13 protein-coding genes are annotated in these 17,775 nt (G+C 70.8%); 8 read left to right on the top strand and 5 right to left on the bottom strand.

The genetic code is table 11. The features are described 5' to 3' along the window. Positions 1–28: 28 nt before the first annotated feature. Entirely contained in the window at positions 29–1,879 is a 1,851-nt protein-coding gene (gene typA / locus ACIBQX_RS15880) for a translational GTPase TypA (RefSeq protein ID WP_397004900.1), read from the bottom strand. A gap of 185 nt (positions 1,880–2,064) precedes the next feature. On the opposite strand from typA, the gene ACIBQX_RS15875 reads away from it, so the two are divergent. From ACIBQX_RS15875 to ACIBQX_RS15855, 5 genes are all read left to right on the top strand, one after another. Continuing rightward, positions 2,065–2,808, top strand: coding sequence for an AMP-binding protein (locus ACIBQX_RS15875; protein ID WP_397004899.1), 744 nt, complete (start codon positions 2,065–2,067; stop codon positions 2,806–2,808). Positions 2,809–2,874: 66 nt separating this feature from the next. Further along, complete coding sequence (locus ACIBQX_RS15870) at positions 2,875–5,322, top strand: LuxR C-terminal-related transcriptional regulator (protein WP_397004898.1); 2,448 nt, start codon at positions 2,875–2,877, stop codon at positions 5,320–5,322. Positions 5,323–5,456: 134 nt separating this feature from the next. After that, a complete protein-coding gene (locus ACIBQX_RS15865; protein ID WP_397004897.1) occupies positions 5,457–5,879 on the top strand; it encodes an AMP-binding protein in 423 nt (140 codons plus the stop codon). Next, positions 5,872–7,641: an ATP-binding protein gene (locus ACIBQX_RS15860; protein WP_397004895.1), complete on the top strand. Its 1,770-nt coding sequence runs from the start codon at positions 5,872–5,874 to the stop codon at positions 7,639–7,641. The genes ACIBQX_RS15865 and ACIBQX_RS15860 overlap by 8 nt, the downstream gene beginning before the upstream one ends. Positions 7,642–7,650: 9 nt before the next feature. Beyond that, entirely contained in the window at positions 7,651–8,412 is a 762-nt protein-coding gene (locus tag ACIBQX_RS15855; RefSeq protein ID WP_397004893.1) for an alpha/beta hydrolase, read from the top strand. A gap of 183 nt (positions 8,413–8,595) precedes the next feature. Here ACIBQX_RS15855 and ACIBQX_RS15850 read toward each other — a convergent pair whose 3' ends face one another. Next, entirely contained in the window at positions 8,596–10,029 is a 1,434-nt protein-coding gene (locus ACIBQX_RS15850; RefSeq protein ID WP_397004891.1) for an aldehyde dehydrogenase, read from the bottom strand. 134 nt (positions 10,030–10,163) lie between these two features. Next, positions 10,164–13,178 carry a M14 family zinc carboxypeptidase gene (locus ACIBQX_RS15845; RefSeq protein WP_397004889.1) on the bottom strand — a complete coding sequence of 1,005 codons (3,015 nt, stop codon included), beginning with the start codon at positions 13,176–13,178 and terminating at the stop codon, positions 10,164–10,166. Positions 13,179–13,393: 215 nt separating this feature from the next. Between ACIBQX_RS15845 and ACIBQX_RS15840 the strand changes: the two genes are divergently transcribed. Further along, a complete protein-coding gene (locus tag ACIBQX_RS15840) occupies positions 13,394–14,269 on the top strand; it encodes a hypothetical protein (RefSeq protein ID WP_397004887.1) in 876 nt (291 codons plus the stop codon). Here the strand turns inward: ACIBQX_RS15840 and ACIBQX_RS15835 are convergent. Further along, positions 14,266–15,558 (bottom strand): GH1 family beta-glucosidase, encoded by a 1,293-nt coding sequence (locus ACIBQX_RS15835; protein ID WP_397004885.1) that lies wholly within the window; start codon positions 15,556–15,558, stop codon positions 14,266–14,268. The two genes, ACIBQX_RS15840 and ACIBQX_RS15835, sit on opposite strands and share 4 nt — an antisense overlap. 82 nt (positions 15,559–15,640) lie before the next feature. Here ACIBQX_RS15835 and ACIBQX_RS15830 point away from each other — a divergent pair, with 82 nt between their 5' ends. Beyond that, a complete protein-coding gene (locus tag ACIBQX_RS15830) occupies positions 15,641–16,282 on the top strand; it encodes a TetR family transcriptional regulator (protein WP_397004883.1) in 642 nt (213 codons plus the stop codon). A gap of 50 nt (positions 16,283–16,332) precedes the next feature. Here ACIBQX_RS15830 and ACIBQX_RS15825 read toward each other — a convergent pair whose 3' ends face one another. Beyond that, complete coding sequence (locus ACIBQX_RS15825) at positions 16,333–17,253, bottom strand: aldo/keto reductase (protein ID WP_397004881.1); 921 nt, start codon at positions 17,251–17,253, stop codon at positions 16,333–16,335. A 130-nt stretch (positions 17,254–17,383) separates the two neighbouring features. On the opposite strand from ACIBQX_RS15825, the gene ACIBQX_RS15820 reads away from it, so the two are divergent. Beyond that, on the top strand, positions 17,384–17,743 hold the full coding sequence (locus tag ACIBQX_RS15820) for a MerR family transcriptional regulator (RefSeq protein WP_397004879.1): 360 nt from the start codon (positions 17,384–17,386) through the stop codon (positions 17,741–17,743). Positions 17,744–17,775 lie beyond the last annotated feature (32 nt).

Here is a 17,775-nt window from a genome sequence, read left to right as displayed (position 1 = left end):
TTTTACCGGGGCCTTTGCCGGTGTCCGGTCAGGCGCGCTTGGCGCGGGCGGTGGCGCGACCGCGGACGGCGGCGTCGAGCACCACTTTGCGGATGCGCACCGCGTCCGGAGTGATCTCCACGCACTCGTCCTCGCGGATGAACTCCAGCGCCTGCTCCAGCGACAGGCTGCGCGGCGGGATCACCTTCTCGGTCTCCTCGCTGGTGGAGGAGCGCATGTTGGTGAGCTTCTTCTCCTTGGTGATGTTCACGTCCATGTCGTCGGCGCGGGAGTTCTCGCCGACGATCATGCCTTCGTACACCTCGGTGGTCGGCGCCACGAACAGCGTGCCGCGCTCCTGCAGGTTGAGCATGGCGAACGGGGTGACGGGCCCGGACCGGTCGGCGACCAGGGAGCCGTTGTTACGGGTGCGGAGCTCGCCGAACCACGGCTCGTAGGCCTCGAAGACGTGGTGCACCAGACCGGTGCCGCGGGTCTCGGTGAGGAACTCGGTGCGGAAGCCGATCAGCCCGCGCGCCGGCACCACGAACTCCATCCGGATCCAGCCGGTGCCGTGGTTGGTCATGTGCTCCATGCGCCCCTTGCGGACGGCGAGGAGCTGGGTGATGGCGCCGAGATACTCCTCGGGGCAGTCGACGGTGAGGCGCTCCACGGGCTCGTGCACCTTGCCGTCGACGAGCTTGGTGACGACCTGGGGCTTGCCGACGGTCAGTTCGTAGCCCTCGCGGCGCATCTGCTCGACCAGGATGGCCAGCGCCAGCTCACCTCGGCCCTGCACCTCCCAGGTGTCGGGACGCTCGGTGGGCAGGATGCGCAGCGAGACGTTGCCGACGAGCTCCTTCTCCAGGCGGTCCTTGACCATGCGGGCGGTGACCTTGGAGCCCTTGGCCTTGCCGACCAGCGGCGAGGTGTTGGTGCCGATGGTCATCGAGATGGCGGGCTCGTCGACGGTGATGAGCGGCAGCGGGCGCGGGTCGTCCGGGTCGGCCAGCGTCTCGCCGATCATGATGTCGGGGATGCCGGCGATGGCGATGATGTCGCCCGGCCTGGCCTGCTCGGCGGGCTTGCGCTCCAGCGCCTCGGTCATGAGCAGCTCAGTGATCTTGACCTTCTGGATCGAGCCGTCGGTGCGGCACCAGGCCACCTGCTGGCCCTTGCGCAGCACGCCCTGGTGGATCCGGCACAGCGCGATGCGGCCCAGGTAGGAGGAGGCGTCGAGGTTGGTGACGTGCGCCTGCAGCGGCGCGTTGGGGTCGTAGAGCGGCGCCGGGATCGTCGACTTGATGATGTCGAACAGGGGCTCCAGGTCCTCGGCGTCCGGCATGCCGCCGTTGTCCGGGCGGGCCAGGGACGCGCGGCCGGCCTTCGCCGAGGCGTAGATGATCGGGAAGTCGATCTGCTCCTCGGTGGCGTCGAGGTCGATGAAGAGCTCGTAGACCTCGTCCACCACCTCCGCGATGCGCGCGTCGGGCCGGTCCACCTTGTTGATGCACAGGATGACCGGCATCTTGGCGGACAGCGCCTTGCGCAGCACGAAACGGGTCTGCGGCAGCGGGCCCTCGGAGGCGTCCACCAGCAGCACCACGCCGTCGACCATGGACAGGCCGCGCTCGACCTCGCCGCCGAAGTCGGCGTGGCCCGGGGTGTCGATGATGTTGATGGTCATGCCGCTGTGCTGGACGGCGGTGTTCTTCGCGAGAATGGTGATGCCCTTCTCGCGTTCGAGGTCGTTGGAGTCCATGACGCGGTCGTCCACGTCCTGGTTCGCGCGGAATGCCCCGGACTGCCAGAGCATGGCGTCGACGAGCGTGGTCTTGCCATGGTCGACGTGCGCGATGATCGCGATGTTCCGCAGGTCGTCGCGGCTGTTCAAAGGCATGATGAGGTCTCGCTCTGTGTTCGTGGAGGCGACCGCGCGAAGTCGCGGCGCTATTAAGTCTAGTTGATCCCGTCTGATGGGAGGAGCGAGACCGGGTCTGCACATCACTGAGGGAGCCCTCCTACATATCCTGATACGCATTTGTGCGCATGGCAGGAAGGGCCGGGATCCCTAGATTGACCGGCATGACGTGGACAGAGCTGGTCATGGGCTCGGCAGCGATGCGGGGGGAACAGCCGGCCGTGAGCGATGTCAGGACCGGCGGCATGCTGTCGTACGCCGCCTTCGCCAGGCGGGTCACGCACGCCGCGGCGGGGCTGCGCCGTTACGGCCTGCGTTACCGTGACCGGGTCCTGGTCGATCTGCCGCTCGGCGCGGCCCTGCCCGTCGCGGTCCACGCGGTGGCCTGGGCCGGCGGGGTCGCGGTGCTGGGCTCCTCCGGCGAGGCCCGGATGATGATCACCCATCGGGGTCGCGACACGTCGGCGGCGGAAGTTCAGCATGTGTTCGCCGTGGAGTCGGCCGCGGGCGCGGTTCCGTTCGCCGATCTGCTGGGGGAGGCCACGGTGGAGTTCGGGCCGCTGGCGGGTCCCGCGCTGACGCTCGACGGCCATCGGATCTTCGATCATGACGAGCTGGCCGGCGATCTGCGCAAGCTGGTCGCCCGGCTGGTGGTCGGCAAGGACGACGTGGTGCTGGCCGCGGTCGGCGACGTGTTCAAGGGGCTGCGGCTGCTGGACGCGGCGCTGATGTCAGGGGCGCACGTCGTGATCGCGCACGAGCCGACGCTGATCGGCTGCCGGGTGCTCGCCCACGAGCACGGGGCCACCATCGCGGTCGCCCCCTACGAGCTGGCCAGGCGCCTGGTGGGCACCCCGGCGCTCCGCGTGGTGGACGAAAGGGCCGTGGTCAGCTCACTCGTCGGGTGAGAAGTGCGACGGGAAAAGTGCGACACTGTGGGAGAGTGTGATCCTTCCGCGACGCAGGGTGACCACATGCGTGATTTCCCCCGGCACAACCTGCCCGTCGAGCCCAACCGGTTCGTCGGCCGGGAGCGCGACGTCGACGAGCTGTGCCGGCTGCTCGGCCGGGCGCGGGTGGTGAGCCTGTGCGGGGTCGGCGGCATCGGCAAGACCCGGCTGGCCTTACAGGTCGCCGCCAGGGGCGGGCCTCGCTATCCCCAGGGCGTCTGGCTGATCGAGCTGGCCCGGATCACCCGTCCCGAGCTGGTGGTCGAGGAGATCGCCAGGGTGCTCGGCGTGCGCGAGGAGGCCGGCCGGCCGCTGCTCGACACCCTGGTGGCCCGGCTGGGCGACGGCCCCTGCCTGCTGCTGCTGGACAACTGCGAGCACCTGATCGACGAGTGCGCCGACGTGGCCGCCACGCTCGTCGCGTCCTGCGGGGAGCTCGCCGTCCTGGCCACCACCAGGGAGCCGCTGCGCATCGCCAGCGAGCTCGTCTGGCGGGTCCCGCCGCTCGACCTGCCGGAGGGCGGCGGGTCCGACGCAGGGTCCGACGCAGGGTCCGACGCCGTGTCCGACGCGGAGTCCGTACGCCTCTTCCTGGAGCGGGCCGCCGCGGCGGGCACCAGACTGGGCCCGGACAGCCTTCCTGACGTCGTACGGCTGTGCAGGGCGCTGGACGGGCTGCCCCTGGCGCTGGAGCTGGCCGCGGCGCGCACCAGCCTGCTCAGCCCCGGGCAGATCGCCGATCGCATCGACGACCGCTTCTCGCTGCTCACCACCGGCGAACGCACCGCCCCGGCCAGGCAGCGCACCCTGCTCGCCGCCGTCGAGTGGAGCCATGGCCTGCTGTCGGCCGGGGAGCAGGTGCTGCTGCGCAGGCTGTCGGTGTTCGCCGGGCCGTTCGACCTGCGCCTGACCGAGCGGGTCTGCGCCGAGCCGCCCATTTCCGAGGCGGAGATCGTCGACCTGCTGGGCGGCCTGATCGACAAGTCGCTGGTGCTCTACGACGAGGACCGGAGCCACTACCGGCTGCTGCAGACCATCCGGCGGTTCGCGGCCGAGCGGCTCGCGGAGGCGGCCGAGCGGGAGGCCGTGCGCGAGCGCCATCTGAGCGTCCTGTGCGAGCTGCAGGAGCGCCACTTCGCCGTCGAGGTGGTCGACGCCGGGGTGTCGTGGCCGCGCAGGCTGGCGGCGCTGACCAGGAGCTGGGGCCTGATCGACAACCTGCGGGCCGCGCTGGACTGGGCGGTCGAGTCCGGCAACGTGCCCCTGGGCCTGCGGCTGTGCTTCACCAGCACCGGCCTGCTGCCGGTGAGCGGCAACCCGATGGAGACCGTGGCCTGCCTCGAACGCCTGCTCCGCCAGGATTTGACGCGGGTGACGGAGGAGCAGCTCGCCCAGGCCAGGGGCTGTCTGGCCTACGGGCTGGAGGCCAGGGACGAGCTGGGCCGATCGCTCGAGTACGCGTTCCAGAGTATGGGCGGCCTGCGGGACCCGTTCCAGCGCTGTGTCATGCACAGCCTCATCGCCACGGTGCTGCTGCGCACCGGCCGCGCCGACGAGGCGCTCGGGCACGCCCAGCAGGGCCTGACGCTGGCCACGGCCACCGGCGACGCCTGGAACGAGGCGGTGGGGCTGGCCGGGCTGTCGGCGGTGGCGCTGACCCGGGGCAGGCTGCGCGAGGCTCAGCGGCACGGCGAGGAGGCACTGGCGCGAGCGCGCGAGCACGGCCACCGGTGGATCATGTCCAGGTGCGCGACCCAGCTCGGCGCCGTGGCCGAGGCCCGCGGCGACCTGGTGACGGCCATGGCCCACTACGAGACGGCCGTCTCCTGGCTGCGGGAGCTGCCCGGCGGGGTGGAGCTGGCGCGCTGCCTGGCCATGGGCGGCAGGGTCGCGGCGATGCTGGCGGAGTTCGCGGCGGCCAGGGCGCGGCTGGCGGAGAGCCTCGCGCTGAGCAGGCGGACCGGGCAGCGACAGGGCGTGGCCCGGTGCCTGGTGGGGCTGTCGGTGCTGGCCGAGGGCGAGGGCGACCTGGACGGCGCGGTGCTGGCCGCCGCCGCCGCGGCCGCGCTGCGCGAGTCGATCGGCCAGCGGTCCGCCGGCCAGCGGATCGAGGAGTTGCTCGGCCGGGCGCGCGCCAAGCTCGGCGAGGGCCGCACCACCTCGCTCTGGTCGCGGGGGCGGGCGATGGGCCCCGACGAGGTCGTCCGGCACGTCCTGGAGGGCGCGCGACCGGCGGCGCCGACCGGCCCGGCTGTCACGGAGCCGAGCAGGCACTCCCTGCTGACCGCCCGCGAGCACGAGGTCGCGGCCCTGCTCACCCGCGGGCTGTCCAACCGGGCCATCGCCGGGGAGCTGGTGATCAGCCCGGCGACGGTGGCCCGCCACATCGCCAACATCATGGAGAAACTCGGCTACACCTCACGGGCGCAGATCGCCGTGTGGGCCTCGGAGCATCGGGCGCCCTCCGCGTGAGGAGCTTGTACGTGCGGAGCTTGTGCGTGCGGAGCTTGTGCGTGCGGAGCTACTGCATGGGCAGTCTTTCTGCATAGGGATCTGCATAATCCGCCCGATGTACGCACCAGACGGTCGTGCCTAGCGTGGTCGCCATGGATGAGCGCATCGTCATGGTCGACTCGGGCACCGGCCTGGCCATCACCGAGCGGCAGCTGGACGAGCGGTCCGCCGCCGCGAGCATCCTGCTGCGCCGCCGGGGGGTGCGTCCCGGTGACACGGTGCTCATCTGCCTGCCCGTCGGCCCCGACCTGCTGGTGGCGACCGACGCGGTGATCGCCGTGGGCGGCATCGCCTGCCCGGTCCCGCCCGAGCTGGAGGAGGCCGGGCTGCGGGAGCGGATCCGCGGCAGCCGCGCCCGCCTCATGATCACCGATCTGCGCGCGGCCGTGCGCGCGGCGGAGGAGTCCCGCGTCCGGATGGTGCTGGGCGTCGCCGACCTCAGACGGCCTGGTGACGCGCTTCGGCAAAGCGGTCGCAGCGAGCCTCGGACCAGTGGAAACTGGCCATGTGTCTGATCCTTCCGCGACCGGCAGGGGCGGCGCGGGCGTGCCGTTCGCCGCTGGGCGTCTCGTCGGGCGCGAGCGCGACGTGGCCGAGCTGCGGGCGCTGATCCGCGACGAGCGGGTGATCACGCTCATCGGACCGGGCGGCATCGGCAAGACCCGGCTGGCCGCCCAGGTCGCCGGCTTGGAACGTGCCAACGTGGTGGAGCTCGGGCGCGTCGGCGACCCGGCGTTGATCGTGCGCCTGGTCGCCGAGGCGCTGGACGTCCACCCGGCCGCTGACGGGCTGCTGGTGCTCGACGGCTGTGACCATCTGCGCGAGGGCTGCGCGGAGCTGGTCGCCGAGCTGGCCGTGCGCTGTCCCGGCCTGCGGTTCCTGCTCACCGGCAGGCGGCCGGTGCAGGTTCCAGGCGAGCTGGTGTGGCGGGTGCCGCCGCTGGCGCTGCCCGGCGACGGGCGGCCGGACGCCGACTCCGTGGCGCTCTTCGTGGATCGGGCGGCGGCCGCCGGGGCCCGCGAGGTGGCCGATCGCCTGGGTGACGTCGAGCGGCTGTGCCGGTTGCTCGAAGGGGTGCCGCTGGCGCTCGAACTGGCCGCCGCGCACGCCGGTTCGATCCCCCCGGCGCGGATGCTCCAGCGGGTCGGCGGGCGTCACGGAGTGCTGCGCGCCAGGGATCCGGCCGTGCCGGGCCGCGCGCGTGCCGTCTGGGCGGTCCTGGAGTGGAGCCACGAGCTGCTCAGTCCCAAGGAGCGGGTGCTGCTGCGCAGGCTGCCGGTCTTCGCCGGAGCGTTCGACCTGGAGCTCGCCGGGCGGGTCTGCGCCGACGGCGGGCTGGTGCGCGGGGCGGAGGTGCCCGGCCTGCTCCGCGGCCTGGCGGACAAGGCGCTGGTGGTGCGCCTGGCCGACGGCCGCCACCGCCTGCACGGCGTCGTCAAGGAGTACGCCGCAGAGCGGTCACGGGAGGCGGCCGAGGAGGTGTGGCTGCGCGACAGGCACCTGCGGGCGGTCTGCGAGGCGTTCGAGCACTGCCACCAGGCCGGTTCGCTGGTGCGGCGGCAGCCGTGGCCGGAGCGGGCCGCGCACGTCGGCAGGGGGCGCTCGCTGCTCGACGAGTGCCGGGCGGCGATCGGGTGGGCCGTCGAGTCCGGTGGTGTCGTGCTCGGGCTGCGGCTGGCCTGTGCGGCGCTGGCGACGCTGCGCGGCGACCCGGCGGAGAGCGCCGGCTGGCTGGAGCGGCTGCTGGAGCTGGATCTGGCGCCCGTCCCCGACGAGCTCGCCGCCGTGGCCAAGGGCGGTTTGGCGTACGGGCTGCGGGCGCGCGGGGAGCTGGGCCGGGCCACGCGGCTGGCGGTGGAGAGCGTCGAGGAGCAGCGCAGGCACCCCTACACACCCTGGCTGGGCCTCACCTACGCCGTGGCCATGACGCTGTGCCTGCGTGCCGGGCGCGGCGAGCTGGGCAGGCGCTACCTGTGGGAGCTGGAGCTGGCGGCCTCGGCGCACGAGGACCTGCTCGCGCTCGCCACCGCGCGGCTCGCCCGCCTGGATCTGGCGCTGTCGGAGGGGCGGCTGGAGCTGGCGCGGCGACTCGGCGAGGAAGCGCTGGCGCTGGCCAGGGAGGCCGGGCACCACTGGGCGCTGGCCAGGGCGCTGACCCGCCTGGGCGCGGTGGCCGAGGCGGCGGGCGACCCGCAGGAGGCCCGTGACCACCACGCCATGGCCCGGCCGCTGCTGCGGGTGCTGGGCGAGCCGGCTGAGCGTGGCCGTCGGGAATAAGCTCGGATCATGCCGCTCGCACCACACTTCCCCGTCATGCTCAGGACCGAGGACGGGGTGCGCATCGACGCCGCGCACACCGATCCGACCGGCCCCAGCGGGCGGGACGTGGGGATCGTGGTGGCGCACGGCTTCACGGGATCGTGGCGGGAGCGGACGGCGCGCCGCATCGTGCACGTGCTGAGCCGCTACGGCGGGGTGGTGGCGTTCGACTTCCGCGGCCACGGCCGGTCGGGCGGCGAGAGCACCGTGGGGGATCGGGAGATCCTCGACGTGGAGGCCGCCGTACGGCATGCCCGGGTGATCGGCTATCGCCGGATCGCCGTGGTGGGGTTCTCGATGGGCGCCTCGGTGGCGGTGCGGCACGGCGGGCTGCGTAGCAGCGCCGACGCGGTGGTGGCGGTGAGCGGGCCGGCCCGCTGGTACTACCGGGGCACCAAGCCGATGCGCCAGGTGCACTGGGCGATCGAGCGGCCGTTCGGCCGCTGGGCGGCCAGGGTGGCCAAGCGGACCAGGATCGCCGCCGGGGCGTGGGAGCCGATCCCGATGCCGCCGTACGAGGCGGTGGCGCTCATCTCACCCGCGCCGGTGCTGATCGTGCACGGCGACGCCGACGCGTTCTTCCCCCTCGAGCACGCGCATCAGCTCTACGACGGCGCGCGGGAGCCGAAGGAGCTCTGGATCGAGCCCGGGTACGGCCACGCGGAGTCTGCGGCGACCCCCGAACTCATCCATCGCATCGGAAAATGGATCTCTTCGAACTTTTCCTGAGTAAGAGACGTCTACCTATGGCGGATGGATAGAAACCGCCGGGAGAAAGTCTTTGGGGTACGAAACCGCCGAGGCGGTAGACGTAGGACAGACTTCTCGTAGTCGGGCGGTCGCCCAGCGTTGCGGGGGCTCGCTGGGCGCCATCCGGTTGTCGGGGCCCCAGGATGCCTGGGGCCCCGACGCTCAGCCGAGTCGCGCGATCGACTTGTACTCCAGGTAGCCGCCCAGTCCCTCGGGGCCGAGCTCGCGGCCGATGCCGCTGGCCTTGTAGCCGCCGAAGGGCGTGTTGCTCTCGAGCATGAGGCAGTTGATCCCGTACGTGCCGGTGCGGACCTGGCGGGCCACGTCCATGCCGTGCTCGGTGTCGGCCGTCCAGACGGTTCCGGCCAGGCCGTAGTCGCTGTCGTTGGCGATGCGGACGGCGTCGGCCTCGTCCTCGTACGGGATGACCGCCAGCACCGGGCCGAAGATCTCCTCGCGGGCGATGCGCATGTCGTTGGAGACCCCGGCGAAGACGGTCGGCGCGACGTACCAGCCGCGGTCGTGGGGCCGGTCGAGCCCGCCGACGACGACCTTGGCGCCCTCGTCCATGCCGATCTTGATGTAGCCCTCGACACGTTCCTGCTGGCGCTTGGCGACCAGCGGGCCGATGCCGGTGGCCGGGTCGGCGGGGTCGCCGACGGGCTGCGAGGTGACCATGGCGGCGACCGCCTCCACGACCTCCTCGTAGCGGTTGCGCGAGGCCAGGATGCGGGTCTGCGCGACGCAGGCCTGGCCGTTGTTCATCAGCGAGGCGATGGCCAGCATGCCCATGCTGGCCTGCAGGTCGGCGTCGTCCAGGAAGATGGCGGCCGATTTGCCGCCCAGTTCCAGGCTGACCCGCTTGAGCTGCTCGCCGCAGATCGCGGCGATGCGGCGGCCCGCCGCGGTCGAGCCGGTGAACGCCACCTTGTCCACGCCCCGGTGGGAGACGAGGTGCTCGCTCACGTCGCGGCCCGCGGCGACGATGTTGAGCACGCCGGGCGGGATGCCGGCCTCCTGCGCCATCTCGGCCAGCAGGTAGGCGTCGAGCGGCGTCTCGGGCGCGGGTTTGAGCACGATCGCGCAGCCGGCCAGCAGCGCGGGCGCGACCTTGGTCATCGTGACGAACTGGGGGACGTTCCACGGCACCACGGCCGCCACCACGCCCACCGGCTCCCTGCGCACCGTCACCGGCCCGAACAGGCCGGGCCGCTGCTCCTCCTGCTCGAAGGTCCGGCCGTACTCGGCGTAGTACTGGAGCATGCCGAGCGGCTGCGGCGCCTGCGCCAGGGTGGAGAAGGAGATGGGCGAGCCCATCTCCTCGGTGATGAGCGCGGCCATCTCGCCCTGTCTGGCGGCGTAGATCTCGGCCAGCCTGCCGATCACCTCGGCTCGTTCGGCGAAGGTCAGGCGGGGCCACGGGCCGTGGTCGAACGCCTCGCGGGCCGCCGCGACCGCCCGGTCCACGTCCTCGGCCGTGCCGTCGGGCACCCGGCCCACGACCTCCTCGGTGTGCGGGGAGATCACGTCGATCGTCCCGGTGCCCGCAGGGGTCACCCACTCGCCCCCGATGAAGAGCTTGTCGTGCTGGCGCATGTCATGGCCTCCCGCGAACCGTGGTCGTCCGTGCCTCCCTGCGACCGAACCATGTTCTGGTCATGTGCGCAAGAGGGGGGCACGGCACCGCGTGCCGTGCCCCCCTCAGCGATCAGCGGGATGTCAGGGGGAGATCAGCGGGGATCGCCCAGCAGGTGCCGCATCGACCGCTTGACGAGGTCGGTGCGCGCCTCCTGGCTGGTCACGCTCTCCGCGCCGAAGCCCAGGTAGACCGTGTCCTTGGTGACGATGCCGCCGCCCTCCTCGAAGACCTGGTCCGTACGGGCCCAGTTGTTGATCGACGGCGAGGTGCCCTCGGGAGCGTCCGCCACGGCCCAGCCGCCCAGGTCGGACTCGAACGAGGTCTCCTCGGCCACTGCGCCGTCCAGCGTGAGCGCGAAGTCGTCGAGGAAGATCCCCGCGCCCTGGGTGCCCCAGTCGCTGATGTACGAGATGGACAGCTCGACCTGCTTGCCCGCGTACGGAGTCAGGTCGATCTTCCACTGCTGCCAGCCGCCGGAGTTGCCCGAGGCCGCGTGCCACGCGCCGGAGGTGCCGGTCGACTCGCAGTTCGGGCCCTGGTAGCGCTGGGTGAACGGGTGGATCGAGCTCCACCCGGACGCGCAGCTGTCGCCGGTGGCCTGCGTGGTGTGGCCGTTGGCGTCGGGCAGCGTCGTCCAGTCGTCGCCGCCCGCCGTGCGCGCCTCCACGACCAGGTGGTCCCACGCGGCCTCGGTGTCGTAGGAGGTCCAGAACGACAGGTCGCCGGCGCTCTTGCCGGTCAGGTCGACGGTCTTGGTCAGCCGCTTCCAGGAGACGTCGGCGATGCCGCTGTAGACGTCCCACGAGCCGGTGTGCGGATCGAACGGGCCGCCGGGCCGAGCCCACTTGATCGGCGCGGAGCTGGCGAACAGCGGGAACTGATCCGCCGGCAGGATCGCCGAGGTGGCCACGAACGAGTTGGTGTGCATGTCGGGCTCCAGCGTGCCGGTGAAGCCGTCGAACGCGCCGGACGCGCCGTTGAGCCCGTACGGCTGGTTCGTCGCCGGGTCGCTGCCGGCGTTGTCGAAGAAGACGTACGCGCCCAGCCAGTACTGCTGGAAGTCGTTGAACACCGGGATGCACGGCGGGTCGTTCGGCTCCGCGCACTCCGGCTGCGCCGGCTGGTCGGGCTGGTAGAAGTAGGAGCCGTTGGCGTTGGCCGCGTACGACGGATACTTGCCCGAGTGCATGATCTTGCCGCCCTCGTTCAGGTAGTCGCGGACGGCCAGTTCGGTGTCCACGCCCACCTTGGAGGTGGTGCCGGGCACCTGTCCCGCGCTGCGGGGGATGATGTCGTCGCCGGTCTCCCAGATCACCGCCTTGTAGTGACTGAGCACGCCCAGCGGGTGCGGGGCCTTGCGTCCCTGCTTGTCGACGTCGTACACGTCGGAGCTGTGACCGGCCTCGTCGAGCGCCTTGACGTAGTCGTCGGCGTACTTGGCCTCGGTCACGCCCTGGGCGGGGCTGACGCCCGTGACGTCCTCGGCGGCCAGCACGAGCACCTTGCCGCCGATGTCGGTCGACACCTTGTACGTGAACTCCTCGCTCTTCTTGCCGAGCGAGGTGAACCACACCTCGACCGTGTCGCCCGGCCTGGCTCCGGTGATCGTGCCGCGCATCCAGTGGTAGTAGCGGTCGTAGCCGCCGCCGTAGCGCTCGCCGCCCTGCCACTCCCTGGTCAGCGCGGTCCTCTTACGGCCGTCGTTGATCCGGTAGTTGAGCAGCACCGGGCCGAGCTTGCGCTTGGCGTTGACCTGGACGACCTGGGTCCGGCCGTGGCTGAGCTCGAAGGGGTCGAGGACGAAGTCGGGGGTCTCGTTGCCCAGGTGGCTGACCGGCTCCACCGGGTTGACCGCGGACTTGGCGATGTCCAGCGCGAACGGCAGGTTCCGCTCGAACTCCGCCTGCACCAGCGCCTCGTCGTCGGGGAAGACGAAGCCGCAGCCTTCGCAGCCCTCGTTCAGCTCCGGCGTCCACGACAGGGTGCCGTACTTGCGGTGCGCGTGGTCGTTGGTGTCGCCGTTGGTGGTGTAGAGCTCGGCGCCGAGGTCGGGGTCGTACCCGGGGACGGCGGGCTCGGCGTCGGTACCGGTCAGCGCCTCGTAGATCGGGTTGTCCGCCGTCTCGGTGGCGATCTGGTAGCCGGCCGGGTAGAGCAGCAGCGGGCCGTAGGAGTGGTAGTTGAGCTGCGTCTCGAACTTGACGCGGCGCAGCAGCCCGTCCATCGCCCTGGTCTCCGGCTCGCTGGCCGGGCCGGCGCCGCGGTAGGTCTCGCTGCTCGGGATGGAGGAGGAGCCCTCCTCGTCGTAGTGGAAGTTCGAGGGGAAGTTGCGGTTGGGGTCGACGCCGTCGCCGGTGGTGATCCGGCCGTCGCCGTTCACGTCACGCAGGTTCTTGCGCCACAGGCGGTTGCCCTCGGTGAAGGTGAAGTCGTAGCCGTCGGGGTTGGCGACGGGCACGAACCACAGCTCGGTCTTGTTGAGCAGGTCCCTGAGCGAGTTCTTGTTCGCGACCACGTACTTCAGCAGCCGCATGTCCACCTCGGTGGAGATCCACTCGCGGGCGTGCTGGGTGGCCGAGTAGAGGGCCGCGGGCTTGAGGCCGTCGGGCAGCACCCTGGCCAGCTTGGACACCTTGACGGCGAGGATGTCCTGGCCCTTCACGGACTTGCCGATGGAGGTGAGCTTGACGACGTCCTTGTTGGCGTCGGCGATGGCCTTGAGCTGGTCGGCGATGCCGCCGGGCTCGGAGTAGGACTTGTAGACGGTGTAGCCGCTCGCGGCCTGGGCCCTGGCCGCCTCCAGCTGGGTCTGGCCCTGGGGGTTGCGGACGGGCTCGGGCTTGAGGCCGAGTTTCTTCAGCCCGGCGAGGTCCTCCTGGGCGGCGGTCAGCTCGACGTGCTCCTTGCCGTCCTTGATCTCCTGCTGGACGACGTCGAAGCCCTTTTCCCGGAGGGACTGTCCGGTGCCGAGCGGGCTGTCGAGCTGGTAGAGCTCTATCCGGTCACTGGGTGGTAGAGGGTCCACGGCGGCCTGGGCTTCCAGGCCCACCATGGACGTGCCTAAGCCGAGGACGACGGCGGTGAGAATCTTCAATGATCGAGACACGGGTCTGCCCCTTCGCAGAGACGAGTTCGATCGCCATCTCAAACCGATGTTCCGATCTTGGCAAGGCCCAAACTTATCTGGAGCTTAGATCAGACAAGTATTGACATTCTTCGTCAAAGGGGCATGAGTTCGCCTGTTCAGATGACAGCGATCAAGATCATCTTCTATAGTTTCGATCCGTCTACTAGGGGAGGACGGGCGTGAGAGCAGGGCGCATGGCCGTGAGTGCCGTCGTCCTTGCCGGGCTGTTCGCGATCCCCACCCCGCAGGCCGCGTCGGCGGACCCGAGCCCCACCTCGCTGCGCAAGCTGACCAAGCAGGCGGCCGCGCTCAACAACCGCTATCGCGGCCAGATCCAGAGCCTGGAAGAGGTACGGGTCCAGGCGAGGAAGGCCGTGACCACCTCCGGCTCGCTGACCAGCAGGCTGAACGCGGCCCGGAACGAAGTGGCCGAGCTCGCCACGACCGCCTACATGCTCGGCCCCATGGACCCCACCCAGCTCCTGAGCCTCGGCACCGACCCCCACAAGGCGCTCGGCAACGCCGCCAACATGAATCACATGGCCGTCGAGCGGGCCGCCCGGGTCGCCGAGGTCGAGCGGCTCATCCAGGACTCCAAGAAGGCCAAGCTGGCCGCCAACGACAAGATCAAGAAGCTCCAGAAGGAGATCAAGACGCTGCAGAGCAGGCGTCGCGAGATGGACCGACTGCTCGCCAAGTACGGCTTCCAGCAGCCCGGCGGCGCCAGCGGCCTCACCCAGCGCCTGATCTCGATGCGGGCCGAGGTCATGCAGAACTTCCCCATGCCCTACGGGGTCGGCTGCCTGCGACCCGGTGACCCGGGGGAGCACGGCAAGGGGCGGGCCTGCGACTTCATGATCTCCCGGGGCATGGCCAGCGGCGGCGAGGCCGACCGCGGCGACGCGCTGGCGGACTACCTGATCAAGAACGGTTCGCGGCTCGGGGTGATGTACATCATCTGGAAGCAGCGCTACTACGACATCCGCTCGGGCGGCGGCTGGGACCCCATGTCCGACCGCGGCGGCGTCACGGCCAACCACTACGACCACGTGCACGTCTCGGTGTTCTAGAGGGCTCGCAGGTAGCCCTGGAGCCACGCGTAGGAGGCCTTCGGGGTGCGGCGCAGTGTCTCGAAGTCCACGTGGACCAGGCCGAAACGCTGGTGATAGCCCTCCGCCCACTCGAAGTTGTCCAGCAGTGACCAGACGAAGTAGCCCCGTACGTCCACGCCCTCCCGCTGGGCGCGTCGTACGGCCTGGATGTGCTCGTCCAGGAAGGCGATCCTGGCCTGGTCGTCGATCGTGCCGTCCGGGCAGGGGACGTCGGGCTGGGAGCAGCCGTTCTCGGTGACGTAGATCGGGGGCAGCGTCTCGCCGTACCGGGCGCGCAGGCCGACGAGGAGCTCGCGCAGGCCGTCGGGGACCACTGGCCAGCCGAAGGCGGTGGTGGGGTGGCCGGTGATGCCGGCGTCGGTGAAGGGCAGGCCCGCCTCGGTGGGGGCGGCGATCCGGGTGGGGTTGTAGTAGTTGACGCCGAGGCCGTCCAGGGGGGCCGCGATGGTGGCGAGGTCGCCGTCGCGGACGAAGTCCAGGGGTCCGTACGCCGACAAGTCCGGATATGTCGCGAGAAGGAGGGGGTCGAGGAAGAGGCGGTTGTGCAGGATGTCGTACGCCTCGGCGGCGGCCAGATCCTCCTCGGAGTCCGACGCCGGCCAGACCGGGGTGCAGTTGTTGGTGATCAGCACCTGCTCGGCGCCCGCCGCGCGCAGCGCGCCCACCGCCAGGCCGTGGCCGAGGAGCTGGTGGTGGGCGACGGGCAGGGCGTCCAGCATCAGGGCCTGGCCCGGGGCGTGCATGCCCAGCGCGTGACCGAAGGCCATGTGCACGAACGGCTCGTTGAGCGTGATCCACATCGCCACCCGGTCCGCCAGCCGCTCGGCCACCAGGGCCGCGTAGTCGGCGAAGCGGTGGGCGGTGTCGCGGCTCAGCCAGCCGCCGCGATCCTGCTCCGACTGCGGCAGGTCCCAGTGGAACAGCGTGGGCACCGGTGTGATCCCGGCCGCGAGCAGCCCGTCCACCAGCCGCTCGTAGAAGTCGAGCCCCTGGGGATTGGCGACTCCGCCGGGCCGTACCCGAGACCAGGAGACGGAGAAGCGGTAGGCGTTGACCCCCAGCTCCGCCATCAGGGCCACGTCCTCGGCCCACCGGTGATAGTGGTCGCAGGCCACGTCCCCGGTGTGCCCGTCCCTGGTGCGACCGGGCTGGTGGGAGAAGGTGTCCCAGATGGACGGGGCCCTGCCGTCCTCGCTCGCGGCGCCCTCGATCTGGTAGGCGGCGGTGGCCGTGCCCCATAGGAACATCGCGGGCTCCTCAATCCTAGGCGAGTACGGCTCATGTTAACCGGGCCGCGGTTACTTGCGGGTAATGAGCCAGGATGGGGGCATGACGAGTACCTTGCGCCGCCGCCCCGCCCAGCGTCGCAGCGTGGAGCGGGTGGAGCGAATGCTCGACGAGTGCGCGCTCCTCCTCGACGAGATCGGCTATGAGTCGCTGACCACCAAGGAGGTCGCGCGCCGGGCCGAGGTGCCGATCGGGACCTTCTACCAGTTCTTCCCCGACAAGCAGGGCCTGGTGCGCGCCCTCGCGCTGCGCAACCTGGAGGCGTTCCTCGGCCGGGTGGCCGAGCGCATCGCCGCCGCCGAGCTCGGCCACTGGACCGACCTGGTGGAGCTGGCCATCGACGAGTTCGTGGCGATGAAGCGGAGCACCCCGGGGTTCGGCGTCGTGGACTTCGGCGAGGTGCTGCGCGCGCCCGGCGGCCCGGCCATCGAGGGCACCAACCGCATGCTCGACGCGGCGCTGGAGAACAACGCCGTCGTCGCCGACCGCCTGCGCGCGCTCAGCACCGACCTGCTCGGCGTTCCCATGGAGCGCGGCCTCGACCGCGCGATCCTGGTGGCGGTCGAGGCCGCGGACGCGGTGCTCAAGCTCGCCTTCCGGGCGGACCCTGACGGCGATCCCGAGCTGGTCGACGAGTGCAAGCAGCTCGTCCGCCGCTATCTGGCCGACCACCTGCCGTGCTGATCAGCACGGCAGGTCAGCACGCCTGATCAGCACGGGGCGTCGAGGCGTGATCAGCACGGGGCGTCGAGGCGGGCCTTCAGCTCGTCGTCCAGCTTCAGGTCCGCCCCGCCGATGGCCTCCTCCAGCTGGGCGAGCGTGCTGACGCCGACGATCGGCACGTGCCCGTCCGCCAGCAGCCAGGCCAGCACCACCTGGTTCGGCGTCGCGCCCAGCTCCCGCGCCACCTCGTGCAGGACGGCGAGCCGCCGCGTGGTGCCGGGGTGGTCGTACATCTCCGCGATCGGGCGGTCGTCGCGGGTGTAGGCGCCGAACATCAGCGTGTTGTACGCCCACAGCGTCACGTCGTGCTCGCGTACGTAGGCCAGGTGGTCGTCGGTGGTGATCGTGTGGCCTCCTTCGACCGGCCTGGTGTACGGGCGCGGGCGCAGGTAGGTGTGGCGCAGCTGCAGATGGGTGTAGGGCAGCCAGCCGTTGGCGGCCGAGACGTTCCTGGCCCGCTCCAGGCGCCAGGCGGGCAGGTTGCTGGCGCCCGCGCGGCCGATCTTGCCGTGCTGGGCCAGCTCGTCGAACTTCCCCAAGGTCTCCTCCAGAGGGACCGAGCGGTCCTCGATGTGCGCCCAGTAGAGGTCGACGTGGTCGGTGCCCAGCCTGCGGAGACTGCCCTCGATGGCCTGGTCGATGGCGGCGGCCGACAGGCCTTCGGTCCTGTCCAGCGTCCTGTCGCCGGGGACGATCGGCCGGGCGCCGACCTTGGTGCTCAGGAACATCTGGTCGCGGTTGCCGCGGGCGGCCAGCCAGGAGCCGATGGCCGCCTCGCTCTCGTCGCCGGTGCAGCCCTCGACCCAGAACGGGTAATTGTCGGCCGTGTCCAGCATGGTCCCGCCGGCCTCGGCGAAGCGGTCGAGAATGGCGAAGGTGTCATGCTCGTCGACGGTGGTGCCGAAGGGGATGGTGCCGAGTGCGATGTTCATGGCCAAGACTGTGAAAGCTGGAGTGCGCTCCATGTCAAGCAGTCAGTCTTACTGGATATATGGGCATATTTCGGTACAAAAGCCGTATGGCTTGACCTGGAGTGCGCTCCAGGTGGGATGCTCGGGAACCGTGAGCGTCTACACACCTGCCGAAGTGGTCGAAGAGACCGGCTTCACCCTGGACACGCTGCGCTACTACGAGAAGATCGGCCTGCTGGAGCGCGTCGAGCGCAACGCCGCCGGGCAGCGCCGGTTCACCCAGGAGGACATCGGCTGGCTGGGTACGATCCGGTGCCTGCGCGACACCGGCATGCCGATCGCCGAGATGCTGCGCTTCGCCGAGCTGGTCCGCGCCGGCGACCACACCGTGGCCGACCGGGTCAGGCTGCTGGAGGAGCACGACCGCCGCGTCGAGGGCCAGATCGCCAACCTGATCGAGCGCAAGCGCTACATCAGCAACAAGATCTCCTATTACCGCAGCGTGTTGTAGCTCTGCGTTGGCGGGCCGGTTGCTAGAACCGT

This window comes from Nonomuraea sp. NPDC049714 (genome assembly GCF_044465295.1).
In the GTDB taxonomy this organism is placed as follows: Bacteria; Actinomycetota; Actinomycetes; order Streptosporangiales; family Streptosporangiaceae; genus Nonomuraea.
This window is presented reverse-complemented; position numbering and strand designations above follow the sequence as displayed.

Excerpts from the sequence above, each read along its gene's own strand:
- ACIBQX_RS15870 (WP_397004898.1), top strand. The coding sequence starts at position 2,875 with ATGCGTGATTTCCCCCGGCACAACCTGCCCGTCGAGCCCAACCGGTTC.
- ACIBQX_RS15850 (WP_397004891.1), bottom strand. The coding sequence starts at position 10,029 with ATGCGCCAGCACGACAAGCTCTTCATCGGGGGCGAGTGGGTGACCCCT.
- ACIBQX_RS15875 (WP_397004899.1), top strand. The coding sequence starts at position 2,065 with ATGACGTGGACAGAGCTGGTCATGGGCTCGGCAGCGATGCGGGGGGAA.
- ACIBQX_RS15825 (WP_397004881.1), bottom strand. The coding sequence starts at position 17,253 with ATGAACATCGCACTCGGCACCATCCCCTTCGGCACCACCGTCGACGAG.
- ACIBQX_RS15835 (WP_397004885.1), bottom strand. The coding sequence starts at position 15,558 with ATGTTCCTATGGGGCACGGCCACCGCCGCCTACCAGATCGAGGGCGCC.
- ACIBQX_RS15830 (WP_397004883.1), top strand. The coding sequence starts at position 15,641 with ATGACGAGTACCTTGCGCCGCCGCCCCGCCCAGCGTCGCAGCGTGGAG.
- ACIBQX_RS15840 (WP_397004887.1), top strand. The coding sequence starts at position 13,394 with ATGGCCGTGAGTGCCGTCGTCCTTGCCGGGCTGTTCGCGATCCCCACC.
- ACIBQX_RS15865 (WP_397004897.1), top strand. The coding sequence starts at position 5,457 with ATGGATGAGCGCATCGTCATGGTCGACTCGGGCACCGGCCTGGCCATC.
- ACIBQX_RS15855 (WP_397004893.1), top strand. The coding sequence starts at position 7,651 with ATGCCGCTCGCACCACACTTCCCCGTCATGCTCAGGACCGAGGACGGG.
- typA (WP_397004900.1), bottom strand. The coding sequence starts at position 1,879 with ATGCCTTTGAACAGCCGCGACGACCTGCGGAACATCGCGATCATCGCG.